This is a genomic window from Actinoplanes sp. NPDC049548 (assembly GCF_040676695.1).
In the GTDB taxonomy this organism is placed as follows: domain Bacteria; phylum Actinomycetota; class Actinomycetes; order Mycobacteriales; family Micromonosporaceae; genus Actinoplanes.
This window is the reverse complement of the sequence record NZ_JBFAPM010000009.1, coordinates 63454-83833: the sequence shown is the minus strand read 5'-3', so window position 1 is coordinate 83833 and position 20380 is coordinate 63454. Positions and strand designations below refer to the sequence as shown.

General features: G+C 70.4%; 18 protein-coding genes. 11 read left to right on the top strand and 7 right to left on the bottom strand.

Annotated elements, in window-relative coordinates; all coding sequences use genetic code 11:
• Nucleotides 1-22: 22 nt before the first annotated feature.
• Complete coding sequence (locus AB0J80_RS19425) at nt 23-3031, bottom strand: PAS domain S-box protein (RefSeq protein ID WP_364706497.1); 3009 nt, start codon at nt 3029-3031, stop codon at nt 23-25.
• A 199-nt stretch (nt 3032-3230) separates the two neighbouring features.
• Between AB0J80_RS19425 and AB0J80_RS19420 the strand changes: the two genes are divergently transcribed.
• On the top strand, nt 3231-3659 hold the full coding sequence (locus AB0J80_RS19420; protein ID WP_364706495.1) for an ATP-binding protein: 429 nt from the start codon (nt 3231-3233) through the stop codon (nt 3657-3659).
• Entirely contained in the window at nt 3656-3943 is a 288-nt protein-coding gene (locus AB0J80_RS19415) for an STAS domain-containing protein (RefSeq protein WP_364706492.1), read from the top strand. Before AB0J80_RS19420 ends, AB0J80_RS19415 begins: the two co-directional genes overlap by 4 nt.
• A 2-nt stretch (nt 3944-3945) precedes the next feature.
• Here the strand turns inward: AB0J80_RS19415 and nhaA are convergent, their stop codons facing one another.
• From nhaA to AB0J80_RS19395, 4 genes are all read right to left on the bottom strand, one after another.
• Entirely contained in the window at nt 3946-5244 is a 1299-nt protein-coding gene (gene nhaA / locus AB0J80_RS19410; RefSeq protein ID WP_364706489.1) for a Na+/H+ antiporter NhaA, read from the bottom strand.
• Between the two features lie 65 nt (nt 5245-5309).
• Entirely contained in the window at nt 5310-6260 is a 951-nt protein-coding gene (locus AB0J80_RS19405; protein ID WP_364706486.1) for a VWA domain-containing protein, read from the bottom strand.
• The gene (locus AB0J80_RS19400) at nt 6257-7273 is read right to left on the bottom strand and encodes a DUF58 domain-containing protein (protein WP_364706483.1); all 1017 of its coding nucleotides are present in this window, start codon (nt 7271-7273) and stop codon (nt 6257-6259) included. The genes AB0J80_RS19405 and AB0J80_RS19400 overlap by 4 nt, the downstream gene beginning before the upstream one ends.
• A gap of 10 nt (nt 7274-7283) precedes the next feature.
• Nucleotides 7284-8543 (bottom strand): MoxR family ATPase, encoded by a 1260-nt coding sequence (locus AB0J80_RS19395; protein ID WP_364706481.1) that lies wholly within the window; start codon nt 8541-8543, stop codon nt 7284-7286.
• Between the two features lie 311 nt (nt 8544-8854).
• Here AB0J80_RS19395 and AB0J80_RS19390 point away from each other — a divergent pair, with 311 nt between their 5' ends.
• From AB0J80_RS19390 to AB0J80_RS19375, 4 genes are all read left to right on the top strand, one after another.
• A complete protein-coding gene (locus AB0J80_RS19390; RefSeq protein WP_364706478.1) occupies nt 8855-9061 on the top strand; it encodes a hypothetical protein in 207 nt (68 codons plus the stop codon).
• A gap of 97 nt (nt 9062-9158) precedes the next feature.
• A complete protein-coding gene (locus AB0J80_RS19385) occupies nt 9159-9638 on the top strand; it encodes a PH domain-containing protein (protein WP_364706981.1) in 480 nt (159 codons plus the stop codon).
• A gap of 95 nt (nt 9639-9733) precedes the next feature.
• The gene (locus tag AB0J80_RS19380) at nt 9734-11032 is read left to right on the top strand and encodes a PH domain-containing protein (RefSeq protein ID WP_364706979.1); all 1299 of its coding nucleotides are present in this window, start codon (nt 9734-9736) and stop codon (nt 11030-11032) included.
• 10 nt (nt 11033-11042) lie between these two features.
• On the top strand, nt 11043-11438 hold the full coding sequence (locus AB0J80_RS19375; protein WP_364706475.1) for a hotdog domain-containing protein: 396 nt from the start codon (nt 11043-11045) through the stop codon (nt 11436-11438).
• A 9-nt stretch (nt 11439-11447) separates the two neighbouring features.
• Here AB0J80_RS19375 and AB0J80_RS19370 read toward each other — a convergent pair whose 3' ends face one another.
• The gene (locus AB0J80_RS19370) at nt 11448-12386 is read right to left on the bottom strand and encodes a carbohydrate kinase (protein WP_364706472.1); all 939 of its coding nucleotides are present in this window, start codon (nt 12384-12386) and stop codon (nt 11448-11450) included.
• A 117-nt stretch (nt 12387-12503) separates the two neighbouring features.
• Between AB0J80_RS19370 and AB0J80_RS19365 the strand changes: the two genes are divergently transcribed.
• From AB0J80_RS19365 to AB0J80_RS19350, 4 genes are all read left to right on the top strand, one after another.
• Nucleotides 12504-13178, top strand: a complete 675-nt coding sequence (locus AB0J80_RS19365) for a superoxide dismutase (RefSeq protein WP_364706470.1) — start codon at nt 12504-12506, stop codon at nt 13176-13178.
• A 153-nt stretch (nt 13179-13331) separates the two neighbouring features.
• Nucleotides 13332-14798: an aminopeptidase P family protein gene (locus tag AB0J80_RS19360; RefSeq protein ID WP_364706468.1), complete on the top strand. Its 1467-nt coding sequence runs from the start codon at nt 13332-13334 to the stop codon at nt 14796-14798.
• 205 nt (nt 14799-15003) lie between these two features.
• The gene (locus tag AB0J80_RS19355) at nt 15004-16494 is read left to right on the top strand and encodes a GGDEF domain-containing protein (RefSeq protein ID WP_364706465.1); all 1491 of its coding nucleotides are present in this window, start codon (nt 15004-15006) and stop codon (nt 16492-16494) included.
• A gap of 104 nt (nt 16495-16598) precedes the next feature.
• Nucleotides 16599-17294, top strand: a complete 696-nt coding sequence (locus AB0J80_RS19350; RefSeq protein ID WP_364706462.1) for a hypothetical protein — start codon at nt 16599-16601, stop codon at nt 17292-17294.
• A 132-nt stretch (nt 17295-17426) separates the two neighbouring features.
• Here the strand turns inward: AB0J80_RS19350 and AB0J80_RS19345 are convergent, their stop codons facing one another.
• Complete coding sequence (locus AB0J80_RS19345; protein WP_364706459.1) at nt 17427-19544, bottom strand: ATP-binding protein; 2118 nt, start codon at nt 19542-19544, stop codon at nt 17427-17429.
• Between the two features lie 635 nt (nt 19545-20179).
• On the opposite strand from AB0J80_RS19345, the gene AB0J80_RS19340 reads away from it, so the two are divergent.
• A complete protein-coding gene (locus AB0J80_RS19340; protein WP_364706457.1) occupies nt 20180-20368 on the top strand; it encodes a hypothetical protein in 189 nt (62 codons plus the stop codon).
• The last annotated feature ends 12 nt before the right edge of the window (nt 20369-20380 follow it).

Here is a 20380-nt window from a genome sequence, read left to right as displayed (position 1 = left end):
GGAAGCGCCCGGACGGGCCGGGTCATGAGGTCTTCGAGCGGTCCTTGTGCAGGCGGGCCTGGACGCGCTCGAGCAGCACCGTACGGGTGAAGGGCTTCTCGACGATCTCCACGCCCGGTGGCAGCGTGCCGTTCTCGGTCAGCACCGGCTGGGCGTAGCCGGACATGTACAGCACCGGGACGTCCGGGCGCAGCTCCCGCACCCGGGCGGCCACCTCGTTGCCCATCATCTCGGGCATGATGACGTCGGTCAGCAGCAGATGGATCGGGCCGGGCGTCTCCCGGGCGATGCGCACGGCCGCGGCACCATCGTCGGCCACCAGCACGTGGTACCCGGCCCGGACCAGCGTCCGGCTCGTGGACTCCCGCAGCGCATGCTCGTCCTCGACCAGCAGGATCGTCTCCTCCGGCGCCTCCCCGGCCGGCGACGGGTTGGCCTCCCCCGGCGCGCCGGCCTGCTCAGGGGGTGGGCCGTCGTCGCTGGCCGGCAGCACGATGCTGACCGTGGTGCCGATCCCGGCCTCCGACGAGATCCGGACGTGGCCGCCGGCCGCGGTGGCGATGCCGTAGACCGTGGCCAGACCCAGGCCCGTACCGGCTCCCTGCGGCTTGGTCGTGTAGAACGGCTCGAACGCCCGCTCGGCGACCTCCGGCGGCATGCCGCTGCCGGTGTCGCTGACCCGGACCCGCACGTACCGGCCGGGGGCCAGGCTGGGCTGGTCGGCCACGTCGTCGCCGCCGAGCTCGGTGTTGCCGGTGTCGATGGAGAGCGTGCCGCCCGCCGGCATCGCGTCGCGGGCGTTCACAGCCAGGTTCACCAGGATCTGCTCGACCTGGCTCGGGTCGACGCACACCGGCCACAGGTCGCGGTCGAGGTGCGTGATGAGGTGGATGTGCTCGCCGAGCGTGCGCCGCAGCATCTGCTCGACGTCGCCGACCACGTCGTTGAGGCTCAGCACCTGCGCCTGGGTGATCTCCCGGCGGCCGAAGGCGAGCAGCTGCTTGGTCAGCCGGGTGGCCCGCTCGGTCGCCCGGCCGATCTGCGCCAGGTCGGAGCGGGCCGCGGCCAGGTCGTCCGGCCGCGGCTCGGCGTCGGCGAGGGTCTCGCTGAGCAGCTCGGTGTAGCTGGCGATCACCGCGAGGAGGTTGTTGAAGTCGTGCGCCACCCCGCCGGCGAGCTGGCCGAGACTCTCCAGCCGCCGGGTGTGCTGCAACCGGCGCTCGGCCGCGTCGCGCTCGGCCTGGGCGACGAGGCGCTCCCGCTCGGCCTGCGCGTTCAGCCGCTCGGTCACGTCCCGGATGGCCGCGGAGACGATGACGCCCTGGTCGGTCTCGAGCGTCGACAGGCTGATCTCGGCCGGGAACTCGGTGCCGTCCTTGCGGACGCACAGCGCCTCGCCGGCACCCACCTGCCGGCGCTGCGGATCGGCGAAGTACCCCTGGCGGTACTTCGGCACGAGCAGCTCGATCGACTGGCCGAGCAGGTCGTCGCGGGGGTGCTGGAACAGCTTCTCGGCCTGGGCGTTGAGCAGCGTGATCCGCCCGTCCTCGGTCACCCCGACGATCGCGTCCGGCGCGGCTTCCAGCAGCCCGCGGAACCTGGCCTCGGCGCGCCGCCGCTCGCTGATGTCCCGCGCCACGCAGGCCACGCCGACCGGCTGCCCGGCGGAGTCCGCGATCAGCGAGGCGGTCAGCGAGGCCGTGACCGTGGCACCGTCCCTGCGGCGCTGGTCGACCTCGAACTGGTTGACCCGCTCGCCGCGCAGCACCCGCTCGAGGATCTCGGTCTCGATGTGCTTCAGGCCGTCGGGAAAGAGCATGGCAGCGTGCCGGCCGATGACCTCGTCGTCGGCGTACCCGTAGAGGCGCCGCGCCCCGGCGTTCCAGCTGGTGATCGCGCCCTCGAGATCCTTGCCGACGATCGCGTCGTCGGAGGACTCGACGATGACCGCCAGCCGCTGCCGCTCCTGGAGCACGTCCGCGCGGTGCGCCACGGCCGCCGCCTGACCGGCCAGCTCGGCGAAGAGGGCGAGGTCGTCCTCGGCGAACAGGGCGCGGTAGCGGTGCAGCAGCACCAGTCCGCCCCCGGCGATGCTGAGCGGGGCGGCGCTGACGAACCGGGTCCCGCTGCTTCTGGCCAGGTCGGCGGCGACCCGGGGCGGATCCGTCCAGCCGGCGAGCGCGTCCACCGTGCTCGTGGCTTGCAGCAACCGCTGGACGTCCGCACCGCTGTACGGCCCGTCGGCCAGCTCCAGGCACCGGTCGCTGATCGGGCGTACCGAGCCGTCCGCGTCCGGCAGCAGCACCGCCACCGCGTCCGCACCGAGGACCCCGCGGACGTCCAGGCAGTAGTTGCGCCACACCTGTTCCGCGGGCTCGTCGGCCGGCGCGGCGACCAGGCGGCGCATGACAGCGTACGCGGCGCCCCACGACCAGGCCCGGCGCAGCCGTCGCGGCGGGGCGAACGCCAGCATGTACATCACCGCGGACACCATGGCCAGCGTGCGGGACACGGTGGCCGCCGCGGAACCGGCTCCGGCAGCCAGCAACGCCACGCCGAACAGCGCGGTGCCCACGGCCGCGCACCACAGCCGGATCCGAGCTGCACCGCCCCGGCGGCGAGCCTCGCTCGAGAGCAGCGTGGCCGCGGCGGCTTCCACGGTGAAGAGCCCGGCCACGATCAGCCAGCCGACCCAGGCGGGGAACGGGGGCCGCAGCAGGACGATGGCCGCGGCGCCGGCCAGCCACACGGCCGCGGCGCCCCACAGCATCCAGGGCGCCACTCGCCGGATCTTGCTGACGAGGCGCATGGTGAAGAACGGCTGCGCCAGGACGAGGGCCTGCACCGTGCGCTCGATGACGACGGGTGCCTCGCCCGCGAGCCAGCGCAGCACGCCCAGCCCGAAGAGCATTCCCACGACGGCGAAGATCGGCATCACGTACCGCAGGAGGGGGTCCCGCCGCCGCAGGTAGCTGCCCGCCACCCAGACGAATATCAGCAGGTAGAGCGCGGTGATCCCCACGACCGCCATCGGAACCCCCGTTCCCGGCTTCTGTGCGACTTCGAGCCTATTACCCGTCTCATTGCTTTTACACCAATCAGCCGATAAGCGTCGATGCGTGCGGTGGCCCGTGTGTGCGATGATGCCCAGGCTCAGGTTTGGCCGCGGGCTCCGTGCGGGTACCGACGGCACGCGTAACCGGCGGCGGGGAGAAAGACCGAAACCGATCATGAGTGCATTGACCGCCCGTTTCGACGTCCCGCTGGGGACGACCGCTCCGCGCAGCGCGCGGCATGCGGTGACGGCCGTACTGCAGGGCTGGGGATACCGGGATGAGATCTGGCTCGACCGGGCCGCCGTCGTGGTCAGCGAGCTGGTCACGAACGCGGTGCGCCACGGTGGCGGATGCGTCGAGCTGAGCCTGGAGTGCTACGACGGAGAGGTGACGATCTTCGTGGCCGACGGGTCCTCCGTGGTGCCGCGCCGTCGTGAGCCCGATGCCACCGGCGGACGAGGGCTCGAGCTCATCGACGCGATGACCATCCGCTGGGGCGTCCGCGACCACGAGGGCGGCAAGCAGGTCTGGGCCGAGCTACCGCATTGCCTGGCAGACGCCACGACGGGCAGCAGCGGCCGCACCCGGGAGGAGGACCGGTGACAGCGACCCTCCGGGTCCAGCCACCCGCGGAGCTGGACATCGCCACCGCCGAGACCCTGCTCGACCAGGTACGCACGGCCCTCGTGGAGCAGCCCGCCGCGATCGTCGTCGACCTCGCGGGGGTCACCTTCTGCGACTCCTCGGGGATCGGGGCGCTCATGGACGCCCAGGCGATCGCCGCCTCGGCGGGCGTACCGCTGCACGCCACCGCCGCACGTCCCGCGATCCGGCGCTCGCTGGAGATCACCGGAGTCCTCGGCCTGCTGACCCCGGCCGCCGCCTGACCTCAGCCCTGGTAGACGTCCGGGATGTCGTCGCGGTCGGCGTCGACGTTCTCCGCCTCGTAGAGCCGCCGGTAGGTGCGACTGCGCAGGCGCAGGACCACGGCCGCCAGCACCGCGGCGGTCAGCGAACCGGTCAGGACCGCGACCTTGGCATGCTCGTCGAGTTCGGAGCCCGCGCCGAACGCCAGCTCGCCGATCAGCAGGGACACGGTGAAACCGATCCCGCCCAGCACCCCCAGGCCGACGACGTCGACCCAGGCCAGGCCGGAGTCCACCTCGGCCCGGGTGAACCGCGCGGTCAGCCACGTGGCCAGCGTGATGCCGACCGGCTTGCCCAGGACCAGCCCGAGCATGATCCCCACGGCCACCGGATCGGTCAGCGCCGAGCGCAGCCCGCCGAACCCGCCGATCGTCACCCCCGCCGACATCAGCGCGAAGATCGGCACCGCGACACCGGCGGACAACGGACGGAAGCGGTGCTCGAAATGCTCGGCGAGCCCCGGCCCCTCGCCGCGGTCCCGGCGCAGCACCGGCACGGCGAAGCCGAGCAGCACCCCGGCGACCGTGGCGTGCACGCCGGAAGCGTGGACCAGCGCCCAGGTGGCGAACGCGAGCGGCAGCAGCAGCCAGAACGACCGGACCCGGCGCTGCACCAGCACGGTGAACAGGCCCAGCGGCAGCAGCGCCGCGAGCAGCGGCAGCACCGCCAGCCCGGCGGTGTAGAACAGCGCGATGATCACGATGGCGATCAGGTCGTCGACCACCGCCAGCGTGAGCAGGAACGTCCGCAGGGCCGACGGCAGGCAGCGGCCCACGACCGCGAGCACCGCGAGGGCGAAGGCGATGTCGGTGGCGGTCGGGATCGCCCACCCCTGCGCCTCCCCGCCCAGGTTCACCCCGGCGTAGATGAGGGCCGGAACGACGACACCGCCGGCCGCGGCGAGGACCGGGATCGCCGCCCGGCGCGGATCGCGCAGGTCACCGGCGACGAACTCGCGCTTGAGCTCGAGGCCGGCCACGAAGAAGAAGATCGCGAGCAGGCCGTCCGCCGCCCACGTGGCCAGCGACAGGTCGAGGTGCAGCGCAGCCGGCCCGACCGTGTAGGCGAGCAGGGAACGGTATCCGCCCACCCACGGCGAGTTGGCCCAGACGAGCGCGATCGCGGCGCCGGCGAGCAGCAGCGCCCCGCCGATCGTCTCCTTGCGCAGCACGTCGGCGATCCGCCGGGCCTCGGGCCACGAGCCGCGGCTCAGAACGTTGTACGGCACAGATGCTCCGATTTCCGGGGTCGGTCGATCCATTTGCCGACCAGACTTCCCGGCGCACCGCTGCCAACCCTACCGGCAGCGGCCGTCTCCCGCTGCGATCACGGCAGCCGAGAGGTCCACAGCAGGCTCATCGCCGCCGCCGCCAGCCCGAACAGCAGGGCGGCTCCGGCGTACCACTGGGTGATCTCCTGGGGTTGCACCCGGTGCCCGATCGAGCTGCCCATGTCCTCGTAGACCTGCTTGAGCTCGCTGACCGAGGCGGCCTCGTAGAAATAGCCCTTCGTCTTCTCCGCCAGCTGCTGCAGCGACAGCCGGTCCACCGGTACGCGCTGGAGCACGCCCCGGATGTCGACGATGCCGGTGTCGGTGCCGAACGCGATCGTCGAGACCGGGACGTTCGCCGCGGCGGCAGCGGCACCCGCGTCCTCCACCGAGCGGCCCGACGTGCGGTATCCGTCGGACAGCAGCACGATCCGCGCCGGGGGTGCCCCGTCCGCGCCGTCCGCCGGCACCGACCGGATCGCGTCCAGCGAGGTGAAGACGGCCTCACCGGTCGCCGTCGCCTCGGCCAGCGTCAGCCCTTCGATGGCGGTGATCACCGCGGCCCGGTCCTTGGTCGGCGAGACCAGGACGTTGGCGGCCTTGGCGAACGACACCAGCCCCAGGTTGTACGTCGGCGGCAGCTCCTGCACGAACGCCTTGGCCGCCTCCTGCGCCGCCTCGATGCGGTTCGGGGCCACGTCGTCGGCCTCCATCGACAGCGACACGTCGATGGCCAGCATCACGGTCGCGCGCTCCAGCGGCTCCTCCCGGTCGACCGACGGGCGGGCCATCGCGAGCGCGAGCACGAACAGGCTGAGCAGGGAGGCGGCAGCCGCCGCGTGCCGCCGCCAGCCCAGCCCTTTGGGCGCCAGCGAGCGCAGCAGGTCGACATTGGTGAACTTCATCGCGTACTGGCGCTTGCGGAACTGGCGCCAGACGTAGAAGCCCACCACCAGCAGCACGGGGAGCAGGGCGAGCAGCCACCACGGCTGCAGGAAACGGATCATCGGGTGGTCCCCCGGGTGCGAGCGTGTCGTTGGGCCGCCACGAAGCGGACCATGTCCAGCAGCCAGTCGGTGTCGGTACGCAGTCTCAGGTGTGCGGCGCCGGCCGCACGCAACGCCCGGGCGATCTCTCCGCGCTGCTGCCCCGCCGCCTCCGCGTAACGGGCCCGCAGCGCCGGATCGGCCGTCTGCACCTCGTGCAGCGCCCCGGTCTCCGGGTCGGCGAGGGTGAGCACGCCGACGTCCGGCAGCTCCAGCTCGCGCGGGTCGACGACCTCGATGGCCAGCACGTCGTGGCGCACGCCCAGCTTGCGCACGGGCCGCGCCCAGGACTCGGCCGGGGCCAGGAAGTCGGAGATGACCACGGCGACACCCCGCCGGCGCGGTGGCCGGTTCAGCATGTCGATCAGCTCACCGAGGTCGGCGCGGCCGGGGCGGATCTCCGTACGCGCGATCGCCCGCAGCAGCCCCTGCGCCTCCTTGCGGCCGGGACGCGCCGGCATGCGCACCACCGGATGCACCTCGGGGACGGCGACCGGACGCACCCGGCGGCGCCGCCACGGGAAGCCGCCACCGCTCTCGGCGGGCACCCGTCCCGCCCCGGTGCCGACCACGGCGCCGATCCGGTTGCCGCCCCGCACGGTCAGGTGCGCCATCGCGGTCGCGGCGGCCAGCACGAGGTCGCGCTTGAGGTAGCGGGCCGTGCCGAAGTCGAGGCTCGCCGACAGGTCGATCGCCATCCACGTCTCCAGCTCGCGGTCGGCGACCGTACGCCGGACGTGCGGCATCGTGGTGCGGGCGGTGACCGGCCAGTCCATGCGGCGCACGTCGTCGCCCGGGCGGTACTCCCGGGACTCCCCCGCCTCGCTGCCCGGGCCCGGAAGCAGCCCGGCGTAGTCGCCCTGGAGCAGGCCGTCGAGCTTACGGGTGACCAGCAGCTGCAGGCGTGAGAGGACCGCCTCGGCCCGGGCCGTGCCGGAGCCGGCGGCCGGGGCGGGAAGGTCGGGTGTGGTCACCGGTGGTCCGTCACTGCTGTCCCGGCCAGGCCGGTTGCTGCGGCTGGCCGCCGCCGAACGCCGGGCCTCCGCCGGCCGGCGCGTGGGCGCCCGGTCCGTGGCCACCCGGTCCGTGGGCGGTCGGTCCGTGACCACCCGGTCCGTGGGCGGTCGGCACCGGCGCGCCGAAGGCCGGCATGCCGCTCGCCGGTGCGGGGACGCCGGACGCCGGGGCTACGTGGCCGTTGCCCGCGGCCGCGTCCTGGCGGGAGGCCACCGACGGCATCGGCACGCTTCCCATGATCCGGGCGACGATGTGGTCGGCCGGGATGTCGTCGGCGAGCGCGTCGTAGCTGAGCACGAGCCGGTGCCGAAGGATGTCCGGCGCGATGTCCTGCACGTCCTGCGGCAGCGCATAGTCGCGGCCGCGCAGCAGGGCCAGGGCCCGGGTGGCGCGCACGATGCCCAGCGAGGCGCGCGGGCTCGCCCCGTACTGGATCAGCTGGGCCACGTCCGGCATGCCGTGCTGCGCCGGGGCGCGGGTGGCGAGCACCAGCCGTACCGTGTAGTCCACGAGCGCGTTGTGGACGAAGACCTGGTCGGCGCGGCGCTGCAGGGCGAGCAGGTCCTCCGGGGTGAAGATCTGCTTCGGCTCGGGCGCGCTCACCCCCATCCGGTAGACGATCTCGCGCTCCTCGGCGTCGGTGGGGTAACCGACGATGATCTTCATGAGGAAGCGGTCCCGTTGCGCCTCGGGCAGCGGGTAGACGCCTTCCTGCTCGATCGGGTTCTGCGTTGCCATGACCAGGAACGGGTCCGGCACCGCGTGGCTCTCGCCGCCGATCGACACCTGATGCTCGGCCATCACCTCGAGCAGGGCGGACTGCACCTTGGCCGGAGCCCGGTTGATCTCGTCTGCCAGCAGGAAGTTGACGAACACCGGGCCGAGCTCGACGTCGAACTTCTCGCTGGACTGCCGGTAGATCCGGGTGCCCACGATGTCGGCGGGCACCAGGTCGGGGGTGAACTGCACGCGGGAGAAGGTGCCGCCGACCACCCGGGCCAGGGTCTCGACCGCGAGGGTCTTGGCCACGCCGGGCACGCCCTCGAGCAGGCAGTGTCCCCGGGCGAGCAGCGCGACGAACATCCGCTCGACCATCCGGTCCTGCCCGACGATCACCCGCTTCACCTCGAACATCGCGCGCTCGAGCTGGGTCGCGTCCTGCGCGGGTGGCACCGGCGCGCCGGGATCGGCGCTGCTCGTGCCCTCGGGTGTGGTCGGCTCGGCCACCGGTCCTCCAGGGATGTCGCACTTCGCGGTCGCGCCGGCACGGGTGCCGACCCTCAAGACTTACACGACCATGCTGGGAGCGGTCGGGCGGAGCCGCATTACGCCCCATCCAACCACCCCACCACCACCCACAGACGGAATGCAGGCGCAAGGGTACGACCATGTCGATCTTTCTGCGCGATACGCACGGACGGGCACGCTCAGCGGATAGACAGCGGGCCGGACCAGGCGTGTAACATTCAGCTCGTCGCCGGGCGACTTCCCCCGTGGTCGCCCGGCGCTCATCTCCCCTCCGTGGATAGGCTGCCGGAGTGGTCGAGGAACTAGCCCCCCAGTGTTCCGCCAAGGGTTGCCGCGCGGCCGCCGAGTGGGCGCTGCAATGGAACAACCCCAAGCTGCACGACCCGGCGTACCGCAAGACGTGGCTCGCGTGCGACGTGCACCGGGAGACCTTGGGCGAGTTCCTCGGCGTGCGGGGTTTTCTGCGTGAGGTGACCGAGTTTCACACCACCGCCTAGGCTTTGCTGCGTGACCGAGCCCAGCGCACCGGTGGACCCGCCCGCGAGCGGGCCGACCACGTCGGCCGCCCCCGGCGCGCCGGACGCCCCGAGCGCGCTGGAGCCGTGGCCGCACACGGTCGACTGGCGGCCGGTGTCCCGCAGTCTGATCACTGTGGAGCTGATCGGCCGGGCCGCCTGGGTGGTCGTCCTGCTCGCCGGCTGCACGGTGGGATGGGTCATCACCGACTTCTGGGCGTGGCCCACGGCCATGGCGGCGATCCTGCTCTTCGCGGTCTGGCGTTCCGTCGTGACCGTCCGCGCCGTCAAGGCGTGGGGCTACGCCGAACGCGACAACGACCTGCTGGTCCGCCACGGCCTGGTCGTCCGCCGGCTGTCCATCGTCCCGTACGCCCGGATGCAGTTCGTCGACGTGACCGCCGGCCCCCTGGAGCGCGCCTTCCGCCTGGCCACCGTGCAGCTGCACACCGCCTCGGCCGCGAGCGACGCGAAGATCCCGGGCCTGCCGCCGGACGAGGCGGCCCGGCTGCGCGACCGCCTGACGGCGCTGGGCGAGGACCGGGCCGAGGGCCTGTGACCGCCGCCGACACAGCACCGGACCCTGCGGGCGGGTCCGCTGCGGGCCCGGCCCCGGAAGCCGGGGACCCCGGCCATCCCGAGCCGCGCAGGCGGCTGCATCCGCTCAGCCCGCTGCTGCACGGCGCCAAGTCCATCGCGGTCATCGTCGCCGCGCTGAGCTGGCAGACCCTCTCGCAGGTCGGCGTCCAGCGGTTCGTCCTGGTGGTGGCCGTGCTCGCCGCCGCGGTGGTGGTGTTCTCCGTCGTCGGCTGGCTGAACACCGGCTACCACGTCGTCGGACGGGAGCTGCGGATCCAGGACGGGCTGGTCTGGCGGCGCAACCGGGCGATCCCGCTGGACCGCCTGCAGGCCGTGGAGCTGCGCCGGACCCTGCTCGCCCAGCTCACCGGGCTCGCGGAGCTGCGCCTGGAGGTGGTCGGCGGCAGCAAGACCGAGGCTCCCCTGGCGTACCTCACCGTGCGGGAGGCCGCCACGCTGCGGGAGCGGCTGCTCGCGCTCGCCGGGCGTACCCCCGGGGTCGCGGACCGGGGAAGCGCCGGCCCGGCGGCGGACGCACCCGGCGTGCCCGGCCTCGAACGCCCGCTGTTCCGCGTCGCCAACCGGGACCTGCTGATCAGCCAGCTGCTCACCCCGCAGGCGTTCTTCCTGCCGGTCGGCGTCGCGTTCGTGATCATGCAGTTCGTCGTCGAGGGATCGTGGACCTTCGTCGGCATCGCCAGCACGGTGACCGCGATGGCCGGCGTGATCCTCCAGCCGGTCCGGCGGGTGCTGCAGGACTGGGACTTCCGCGTGGCGCACGACCCCGACGGCAGGCTCGCGGTCCGCTTCGGGCTGGTGGAGACGCGCAGCCAGATCGTGCCCCTCAACCGGGTGCAGACGGTCGGCGTGACGTGGCCGGTGCTGTGGCGCGTCCAGGCCTGGCTGCATCTGCGCCTGGACGTCGCCGGGTACGCGGGCCCGCAGTCCGGCGACGCCCGGCGCTCGGACCGGCTGCTGCCCGTCGGCGTCTTCGCGGCCGGCCGGCTGCTGGTCTGGGAGGTGCTGCCGGGCGTCGACCTGGCCACCCTGGCCACCGTGCCGCCGCCCGCACGCGCGCGCTGGCTGCACCCGTTCGCGTTGCGGGCCATGGGCGTGGGTCTCACCGCCGAGGTCTTCGTCTCCCGTTCCGGCCTGCTCACCCGCGAGATGACCCTCGTGCCGTACGCACGGCTGCAGAGCGTCCGCGTCGTCCAGGGGCCGGTCCAGCGGTTCCTGAGGCTGGCGAGCGTCTACGCGGACACGGCCGGCGGGCGTTCCGGCGTGGCGGAGGACCGGGACGTCAACGAGGCGTGGTGGCTCGCTGAGCAGCTGTCCGTGCGCGCCCGAGCGGCCCGCGGCCCCGCACAGCCGTAGGGTGGGAGCCATGGAGATTCCGGAGTTCGCCCCCGGTCTCAGCGCCCGGGTGGAGTTGACCGTCACCGATGCGGACACCGCCCAGTCGCTCGGCTCCGGCGATGTCCCCGTGCTCGGCACGCCGCGGGTGCTCGCCCTCGCCGAGACCGCCACGGTCGCGGCCACGGCCCGGCAGATGCCCGGCGGCGTGACCACGGTCGGCACCCGGGCGGAGGTGGAGCACCGGGCGCCCACCGCGGTCGGGCGCCGGGTCACCGCGCTCGCCACGCTGGCCAAGGTGGACGGGCGCAAGCTCCTGTTCGACGTCGTGGTCCGCGACGGCGAGGAGCTGGTGGCCGAGGTCCGCGTCGAGCGCGTCATCCTCGACCGCCAGCGGTTCATCGCCAAGGCCCTGGGCGACGCCTGACGAGGCGGGTCAGACCAGCGCACCCCAGCGGGCGGTCAGCTCGTCCTGGGTCGGCATCGCCACCGCGCCGCCCCGGCGTTCGCACACCAGGCCCGCCACGGCCAGGGCGAACGTCACGTACTTCTGCCAGCCGGCCAGGTCCGCGGGCAGCCCGTCGCCGAGCAGCCGGCGCACCAGCGCCCCCATGACCGAGTCCCCCGCCCCGGTCGCGTCGACCGCCTTCACCGACGGAGCCGGCAGCATCGCCGTGCCGTCCGCCGCCGCCACATAGGCGCCGCGCGAACCGCAGGTGACCACCACGGCACGCGCGCCCAGCTTGAGGATCCGCTCGGCGGCCGCCGCCGGGGCCGCGCCGTCCCAGAGCACCTCGGCGTCGGCGGAGCTCAGCTTGACGAGGTCCGCCGTGGCGAAGAACTCCTCGACGAGGGTCCGCAGGGCGGTCACCGCGGCGGCGTCGGGCAGCAGCTTCGGGCGTACGTTGGGATCGAAGACCCGCAGCGGACCCGGCACCGACCATGCCGCGCGGGCCGCCGACAGGAAGGGCTCGCGCATCAGCGCGATCGAGCCGGCGTAGAGGACCGAGGCTCCCGCCACCACGTCCCGGTCGATGTCGCCGGGCTCGACGAGCGAGTACGACGGGGGCTCGCCGTAGAACTGGAAGGTGGGTTCCGCGCCCTCGAAGGTGGTCACCGCCAGCGTGGTGGGCACCGGGACACGGGTCGTCGACGTGGTGCTGACCCCGGTCTGGCGCAGGAACGCCGCGATCCGGTCGCCGAGGGTGTCGTTGCCGAGCGAGCCGACGTACCGCACCTCGGCGCCGAGCCGGGTCGCGCCCACGGCCACGTTGAGGGGCGCGCCGCCGATCGCCTGGCGGTAGATCAGCTCGCCGTCACGCTCGGTCTCCAGAAGATCCACGAGAGCTTCCCCGAGCACTACCGCGTAGCTCATTCCGACCCCTCCAGGTGCCGCCGCCGTCATCGTGTTCAGCCTTCCGCTCGAAGCCGGAGAAAGCTAGCACCTCTCGGATGCTCGCCCGTTATAAGAGGTTTTGGCATACTTTCGTCCATGCGTCCCTTGCTCCCCGCCCTGACCGTCGCCGTGGCAGCACTCGCCGGCTGCGCCGGTTCGGGCGACATCGGGGCGACCCGAGCCACCCCCCAGCTCCCACCCGCCGCCACGCCGTGGATCGTCGCCAGCGGCATCCCCGACCCCGACGCCTCCCGCACCATCGCCGCGAGCCGATCGGGCCAGGCGCCCCTCACCGTCGGCACCGCGTCCGGCACCTTCCTGCCCCCGCCCGACGGCACCCAGGCCATCACCTACGACACCGCGGTGGTCCCGGCAGGCGCGACGGCCCAGGTCACCGTCGCCACCACCGCGCAAGGGGTACGCGTACGGCTGGCAGTCACGGGAATGGTGGCGCGGCGGGCGTACGGGGCGCACCTGCACACCATGTCCTGCACCTCGGTACCCGACGACGCCGGCCCGCACTACCAGCACCGCGCCGATCCCTCGAAACCGTCGGTCGATCCGGAGTACGCGAACCCGCGCAACGAGGTGTGGCTCGACTTCACGACCGACACGCAGGGGGCGGCCACCGTGGCATCGGAGCAGGCGTGGGCGTTCGACCCGGTGCGGGCTCCGCGGTCGCTGGTGGTGCATTCGCAGCTCACCCGTACCGATGCGGGAAAGGCCGGCACCGCCGGGCCGCGAGTCGCGTGCCTGACCTTGCGCGGCTGAGCGCCGCGCTGCCTGCCTTCCGCCCTGCCCCGTGCGGTCGAGCGTGGCGCTGGTCACCCGGCCGCCCGGAGCCGGCCGCCTCCCGGACGCGATTTCCGTCGGGGGTAGGCGGTAACGTCAGGGACGGGCAAGCGTCAGACGGGAGGGCCAACGATGGCCGAGCAGGGCGACGGCACGACGGCGAAGACGGAGTCGCACGACCCGGACTTCCCGGAGGCGTTTCTGCGCTTCATGCGCAGCGGCTGGCGAGAGGACGCGCTCGACGTCTCGACCCGGCCGGAAGCGCCCAACTACGCCAAGCGCCGGGCCGCGCTCTCCGACGCCTTCCCCGGCGAGACCCTCGTCATCCCGACCGGCAACGAGAAGGTGCGCGCCAACGACACCGACTACCCGTTCCGGCCCGGCAGCGACTTCGTCTACCTGACCGGCGACAGCGACCCCGACGGCGTGCTGGTCCTGCGCCCCACCGGCTCCGGCCACGACGCGGTCCTCTACACCCACGACCGCAACTCCAGGGAGACCGACGCCTTCTTCCGCAGCCGCAACGGCGAGCTGTGGGTCGGCCGCCGGCACACGCTCGGCGAGAAGTCGGCGGAGCTGGGCCTGGAGACGGCGCCCTACGAGGAGCTCGGCCGCGCGCTGGCCGACTGCGCCCCGGCGCGCACCCGGGTGCTGCGCGGCCTGGACCCGGCGGTCGACCGGGCGGTGCTCGCCTACGAGCCCGACCCGGCCGTGCGCCGCGACCGTGCCCTGGCGAGCACGATCTCCGAGCTGAAGCTGGTCAAGGACGAGTGGGAGATCGCCCAGCTCCAGGAGGCGATCGACGCGACGGTGCGCGGCTTCGAGGACGTCGCCCGCGTGCTGCCCGCCGACCGCGGCGTCAAGGAGAGGCTCCTCGAGGGCGTCTTCGCCCTGCGCGCGCGCACCGACGGCAACGACGTGGGCTACGGCAGCATCGTGGGCGCCGGCGCCCACGCGACGATCCTGCACTGGGTCCGCAACACCGGCGTCACCAGGCCCGGCGAGCTCCTGCTCATGGACATGGGCGTCGAGGCACGCTCGTTCTACACCGCCGACGTGACCCGCACGGTCCCGGTCTCGGGCGCATTCACCCCGCTCCAGCGCCAGGTCTACGACATCGTCCATGCCTCCCAGCAGGCCGGAATGGACGCGATCAAGCCCGGCGTCAAGTTCCACGACATCCACCTGACCTGCATGCGCGTCCTCGCCGAAGGTCTCCACGACCTGGGCCTGCTCCCGGTGAGCGTCGACGAGGCCATGACCGAGCAGTCCACGGTGTACCGCCGCTGGACCCTGCACGGCTTCGGCCACATGCTGGGCATCGACGTCCACGACTGCTCCGCGGCCCGCAAGGAGAGCTACCGGGACGGGCCGTTGCAGGAGGGCTACGTGCTCACCGTCGAGCCGGGTCTCTACTTCCAGCCGGAAGACGACCTGGTCCCCGAGGAGCTCCGCGGCGTCGGCGTCCGCATCGAGGACGACGTCCTGGTCACCGCCGACGGCTGCCGCAACCTGTCGGCCGGCCTCCCTCGCTCCTCCGCCGAGGTCGAGGACTGGCTCGCCTCGCAGCGTGAGGCAGGTCCCCGCCTCCCGGACTGACCGCCGGCCCAGTCCGACTTTTCGCCTGCCGGTTTCGATGTCGCTCCGACAACTCATTCGCTACCTACGCGGCTGAGTGCGCTGCTCAGTTCCCTGGTCCGGGTGTCGATGGGAACACAGGTCACGAGCGATTCGATCACCTGGTGTGCGGCTGTCAGCTCCGGCGACGGCGGTGCGGCAGCGCGCAGGAGGAGGCACGGCGACCATGACTACTGCGTCAGTGACGGCCGACGAGCTGGGCGGGCGGCCCGTCGGTCGCATCCGGCGGTTCACGAGGTTCCCGAACGGCCTGCGGTCGAGGATTCGCTACGTCGGGCTGGTGCTGAACCTGCTCTGCGTCGCAATGGTGGCGGCCTCGTTCCTGACGGCGCCCGAGTACGGCGTCGTACGCCGCGTCGTCGTCGCCGCCGGCCTGGCCTTCCTGGCTTGGTGGTGCGTGCGAGGTTACCGCCGGCAGAAGTTCCCGACGGCCGGCATTCTGCTCGAAAGCATCGTGCTGTGCGGCGTCGTCTTCTGCTTTGGTGGGGCGAACCCGCTGGTGAACCCTCTCGGCGTGTCCTGGCTGCTGCTCCGCAGCATGTACGGCCGCAGCTATGACTTGATCGGCGTATGGCTCGGCCTGAGCGTGGCGATTCTCGGCGGCCTGGTGATCTCACCGCAGGTCGGCTTCCAAGACCCCGCGGAGGCCGCCTCGAGCTTGCCGTTGGTGCCGAACAGCCTGATCTCGGCCGGGCTGCTGGGTGCCCTCATGCACTGGGTGTCGTATGCGGCCGGTCGCTTCGAGATCGTCGTCGCCCGCGAGGCCGCGCTGAACACGGCCGCCCTGCGACTGGCCACCGCCAAGCGCCGGGAGGAGATCCGGGTCGCGTGCCTGGAGACCGTCGCGAACCTGGTCGGCAAGGACGAGCTCGTGGAGGTCAGCATCGACGACGCCGTCATGGCAGCCTACGACGGGCCCGAACGACGCCAGGACGCCCCGAGCGAGCAGAACGGACGCCGCCTGCTCGGCTCGGCGCGCGCGGACCGCAAGCAGCACACGTTCGAGGCGTCGATCGCCGGGCACGGCGACGCCTACGGCAAGGTCGTCGTCGTCACCCGCCGCCCGATGCCGGCAGACATCCAGCACCCGATCGAGAGCCTGGCCGCGACCTGCGCACTGGCGCTGCGGACGCTCGAACTGACCGAGGACCTGCAGCACCGGGCGTTCCACGACGCGCTGACCGGGCTGGCCAACCGGGACCTCTTCCTCCAGCGGACTGAGATCGCCGTCGACCGGGCTCGCACCGAGGGCACCGCGACGGCGCTGGTGATGATCGACCTCGACGGGTTCAAGCCCATCAACGACCAGCACGGGCACGCGGCCGGCGACGCGGTGCTCAGGGCCGTCGCCGAGCGGTTGAACGCGAGCGCACGTGCCGACGACCTGCCCGCACGCCTCGGCGGCGACGAGTTCGCCATCGTCCTGGACGTCGCGCCGGACATGGACCCGGCCACGTACGCCGACCGCATCCTCCGGGTGATCTCCGCACCGATCGATCTGGGTGACCTGACCGTCGAGGTGGGAGCGAGTATCGGAGTCGCCGTCTGGCACGGCCACCGCGACGCCGACGCCCTGATGATCGACGCCGACGCCGCCATGTACGCCGCCAAGCGAGGCGGCAAGAACCGGGTCAGCCTCGCCGCCGTGGGCTCCTGAGCAGGTTCTGTCACGGTCTCGTGACCTCGACGGCCCGAGTCTCGCGCGGAGGAACCGCCGTTTGACAGGCAGATGCCGGTCCGATGGCGGGGGTAGCAGTGGTAGTGCGCGGTGATGCGCTGACGGCGCGACCGGTGACGGCGGCCGTCGCAGGCGTGGTGGTCTCGGGATGCGCGTTCGTGGCGGGATCCGTGGCGGCGGTACCGGGCTGGTTGTTCGGCGCCGGCGGCCGGTTGCAGCTGGAGTGGAACTACCTCTGGGTCTTCTGGCCGTTGGTGCTCGGCCTGGCCGTAGCCGGAGCCATGCTGGCAGCCCGGCCGCGATGGGGCCGTCCCGCAGCAGTCGTCTCGGCGCTGCTGGCAGCACAGATCTGCGGCCACGGCATCGTGGCGGTACGCGACTGGTTCAACACGGCCGGAGCCAGCGGTGGCATGCGACAGAGCCAGCTGGCCCTGGTCGTGGGCTTCGCCGCGGTGGTGGCAGTCTGCGCGGCGGTGGCCACCTGCGTCAGCACCGCCGTCCTGTGGCGCGAGCCGGTCTCCGGCTGGCGCAGTCTCCGGCCGAAGAGGCCCGGCTACGTCGTGGCGGGCCTGGTCGTGGTAGTGGGTCTCCCGATCGCTCTGGCACTCGGCTTCGGATACACAGCGGTGACCATGGTCGGGCAGTTCGCATTGACGTACTCGTTGCCGTGGGGAGCGGGTTTGGCTGCAGCCGGCTGGTTAGGTCGCCGAGAACGAGTCGCCGTCGTGGCAACAGTGGGGCTAACGGCGGTGCTCGTCGCAGCCGAGTTCGCTGTTTGAGTAACCTGATCACCCTGTCAGCGCTGGACCCCGCTATACGAACCGCCCGCCCGGCGCGCACCTGATCCGGTGACGTGTACGAGCCCGCAGGTACGGCGCCGCGGTCATCAAATCTTAACAAATGGGCGAGAATCATTGACGCGACTTGGCGAATTCCACCACGCTTTTGCCTGTCAGCCTTCTCGTTTCATTTCCATTCCTGACGTAAAGCAGATCGTCATCTCCGACAGAAACCCACACAATGGCGTCCGACCTCGCTACATCAAGCACAACGATGAGACAGTCGTCCAGATTGGCGGTCCTAAATCGCACGCACCGTGACACTATGTCGGCACCTATACGGTCGGAAAGAAGATTGCCCATCAACCATCTTTCATATTGATCCACACTGTTACGACACAGTTGAAGATCTTCAGCGATCCCACGAACCGTTCCATCATCCTCCACACCGATCGCAAGCGTGCCTCCCTCCGTGTTCAGGAACGCCGCGACCGTCTTGAGCACTGCATCCTCTATCGCATTATCCTTCTTGCCGCTCCGGATATTCCACCGCGAAGTCGATTTAAATTCTAGATGAGCGCTTTCAGGCCGCGACAATAGCTCGCGAAGGCTAATTTTGGCTTGCACCTCTGCGAGAGTGACGTCTTCCTTCGCCCCCAGGGAATTTAACGCTACTAGACTATCAGACCAGTGGAGCCGCTTCTCATCGTCAGCGTATACAAAACCCAGACGCGTCAGCGCCGATGCTGCAGCGTCCCCCTCCACGCCGATACTTCGCCACTCGTTCATCTGGTGTTCTGTCTTGGCGCGAAGCATTTCATTCATGACAGGGTGATAAGACGCAAGAGACCGCAGAATTTCCGACCACTTCTTACCGGCTTCATCCGTCCAAAGGGAGAAAGCTCGTTCGACGTGATCCTCGCAAATCGGGATACGCTCAGCAAAACCAGCATCCGGGGGACGCTCGTCGAGCACAAGCTTACGCACCGCCGACGAAAGATCTCGAACGAAGTATGGAAAACCTCCGGTGAACCTATGAACGAGGGCGAGCGCATCGAGAGACCAGTCCAGCATCATCAGGTTACCCAGATCTCTGACTAGCTCGGCCGACTCTGAACTCGTGAAGGGCGGAAGAAAGTGGGAGTCGACGAAACCGAACAAAGGATTATCAACGTCGTTGCTGATCATGCTGTGGTCAAAGAACTCCGTCGTCAAGCCCGTGAAGAAGAGCGACATGTTGTCCGTGGACTGCGCCGCCCGCCGCAAAGCACCCAGGAAAAGTCGTACTTTGTCGGGCGACTCCCGCGCCAAGCGCCGGAGATTTTCAATTTCGTCGATTGCCGCGACGAAGTGAAGGTCAGGATTACGTTTGGCAACTCGGGTCAGTCGTGCGGATAGTGTACCAAAAGTAGAGACCTCGTGATCACCTTCGGGACCGATCCAGGTATCTGGACGCGAATTGCGAAATATGCGAAGAGCATCTACCAAGTCCCGCGACATCTGCTTAGGAATTTCGTCGATCGAATCGACAGACTCGAGGTCTGTGAGGACGAGGGCCAGGCCTGCTGACTCCTCCCTGTACTGGAGCTCTCGCAGCAACGACGTCTTCCCCGATCGCCGAAGGCCGAAGAGTCCAACCGAACGACCGCTCCTGAGGTCAGCTGAAACCGCTTGTATCGTATCGATGCGGCCAAAGAAGTCGCCCCCAGAGACTGGGTCTTTCCCGCCATACAGATTGCGCGAAGCCAGAACGCTTGCGATTGACTTCCGCAGGAGTGGCACGATTGTATCGATTTCACTCTCGCTGTCTAGAGCCGGAATGCTCGCAACTAGCGAGGCAGATCGTTCCGCGTTCCATGCCTTGATATGTTTGTCGAGCGCGGAGTCTTTGGAGGATATTAGAGCGACATGGGAGTCAGGCGTGAAACGCACCGTTCCATAGATTGCTCGCTGCGCCGCCTCCACCTCTTGTCGCGCCTCGGTGACGAGTTTGTTGAACGTGCGCCTTTGAAAATCGTCATAAGGGCTGAAGAGCAGAAGGACCTCCCCGTTGATGGAAAAACTAGCCTCCATCTCCTGCCCCAGTCGGCCGAGGACCAACCAACATTTCTTGAGGTCAGGATCTTTGGACTCGTGGAAAAAGAACAAAGGCGTTCTGTTGCTGGAGGTTCTGAGTGCCTTATCAAGCTTTGCAGCTTCGGGAAACCGACCGAAGAAGGCTTGGCGAAATCTGTCCAGGTTGGGCGGCATGGACAGATGCTACCGAAGATTCCCAGGTCGCGAGCATCTTTGACACGCCAGATTTCAGATGGCGCAGGGCCGCGGCCAGTAATTCTGCGACGCAAGGCTCGCATCGCTTGGCCATAGGGCGTTCGGCGAGTGCCAATCAGACGAACGGGCAATTCACGAATCGAATCAGCCAGTGCCTTGCAACGGGTGCATCGCAATAGCGGGCGCCGTTCTATGCTGCGGCTTTCCGCCTCCAGTCGTCACTGTGCGTCAAACGAACGCAGGTTCCAGCGTTGTAAGTAGGCGCTGTATCCAAACTGGCGGCGAGACTCGACACGAACCGGCGGTGCCGGGTGAGATGGCAGGCTCGGCTTCTATGGGCGACGGCAAAGCCTTTTACGCTCTGGCACAGCCCGTACGCCGATCCCGCCTCGCCGTTGGCGCGCCGGCCAGGGCTGGGGCACATTACATCGCGGAGTGGCTCGACGGGAGACCGCGCGAACCGTAGTCGGTTGTCAGCATGTGCGCCGGTCGGGTCTCGATTTGCTGACTGTGCTGCGGCTTCCGCCCGGACGCGGGGCGAGTCAGCGCGACGCACATCGCGTACGACCCGCGCAACATCACCGCGGCCCGGGCTCGCCGGGAACCTCGATTCGGTGACCGTAATTCATGCCGACGCAAGCGACCTTGCCTCGTATCGGGGCGCGGTGCCGGCCGACCTCGTCATCATGGCCGGGGTCCTGAGCAACATCAGCGACGCCGACGCCCGCGACCATCCTCGCGCTTCCTCATCTCTGCGCCGCAGGTGCCTCGGTCATCTGGACCAGGACGCGGCGGGCGCCTGATCTGACACCGGC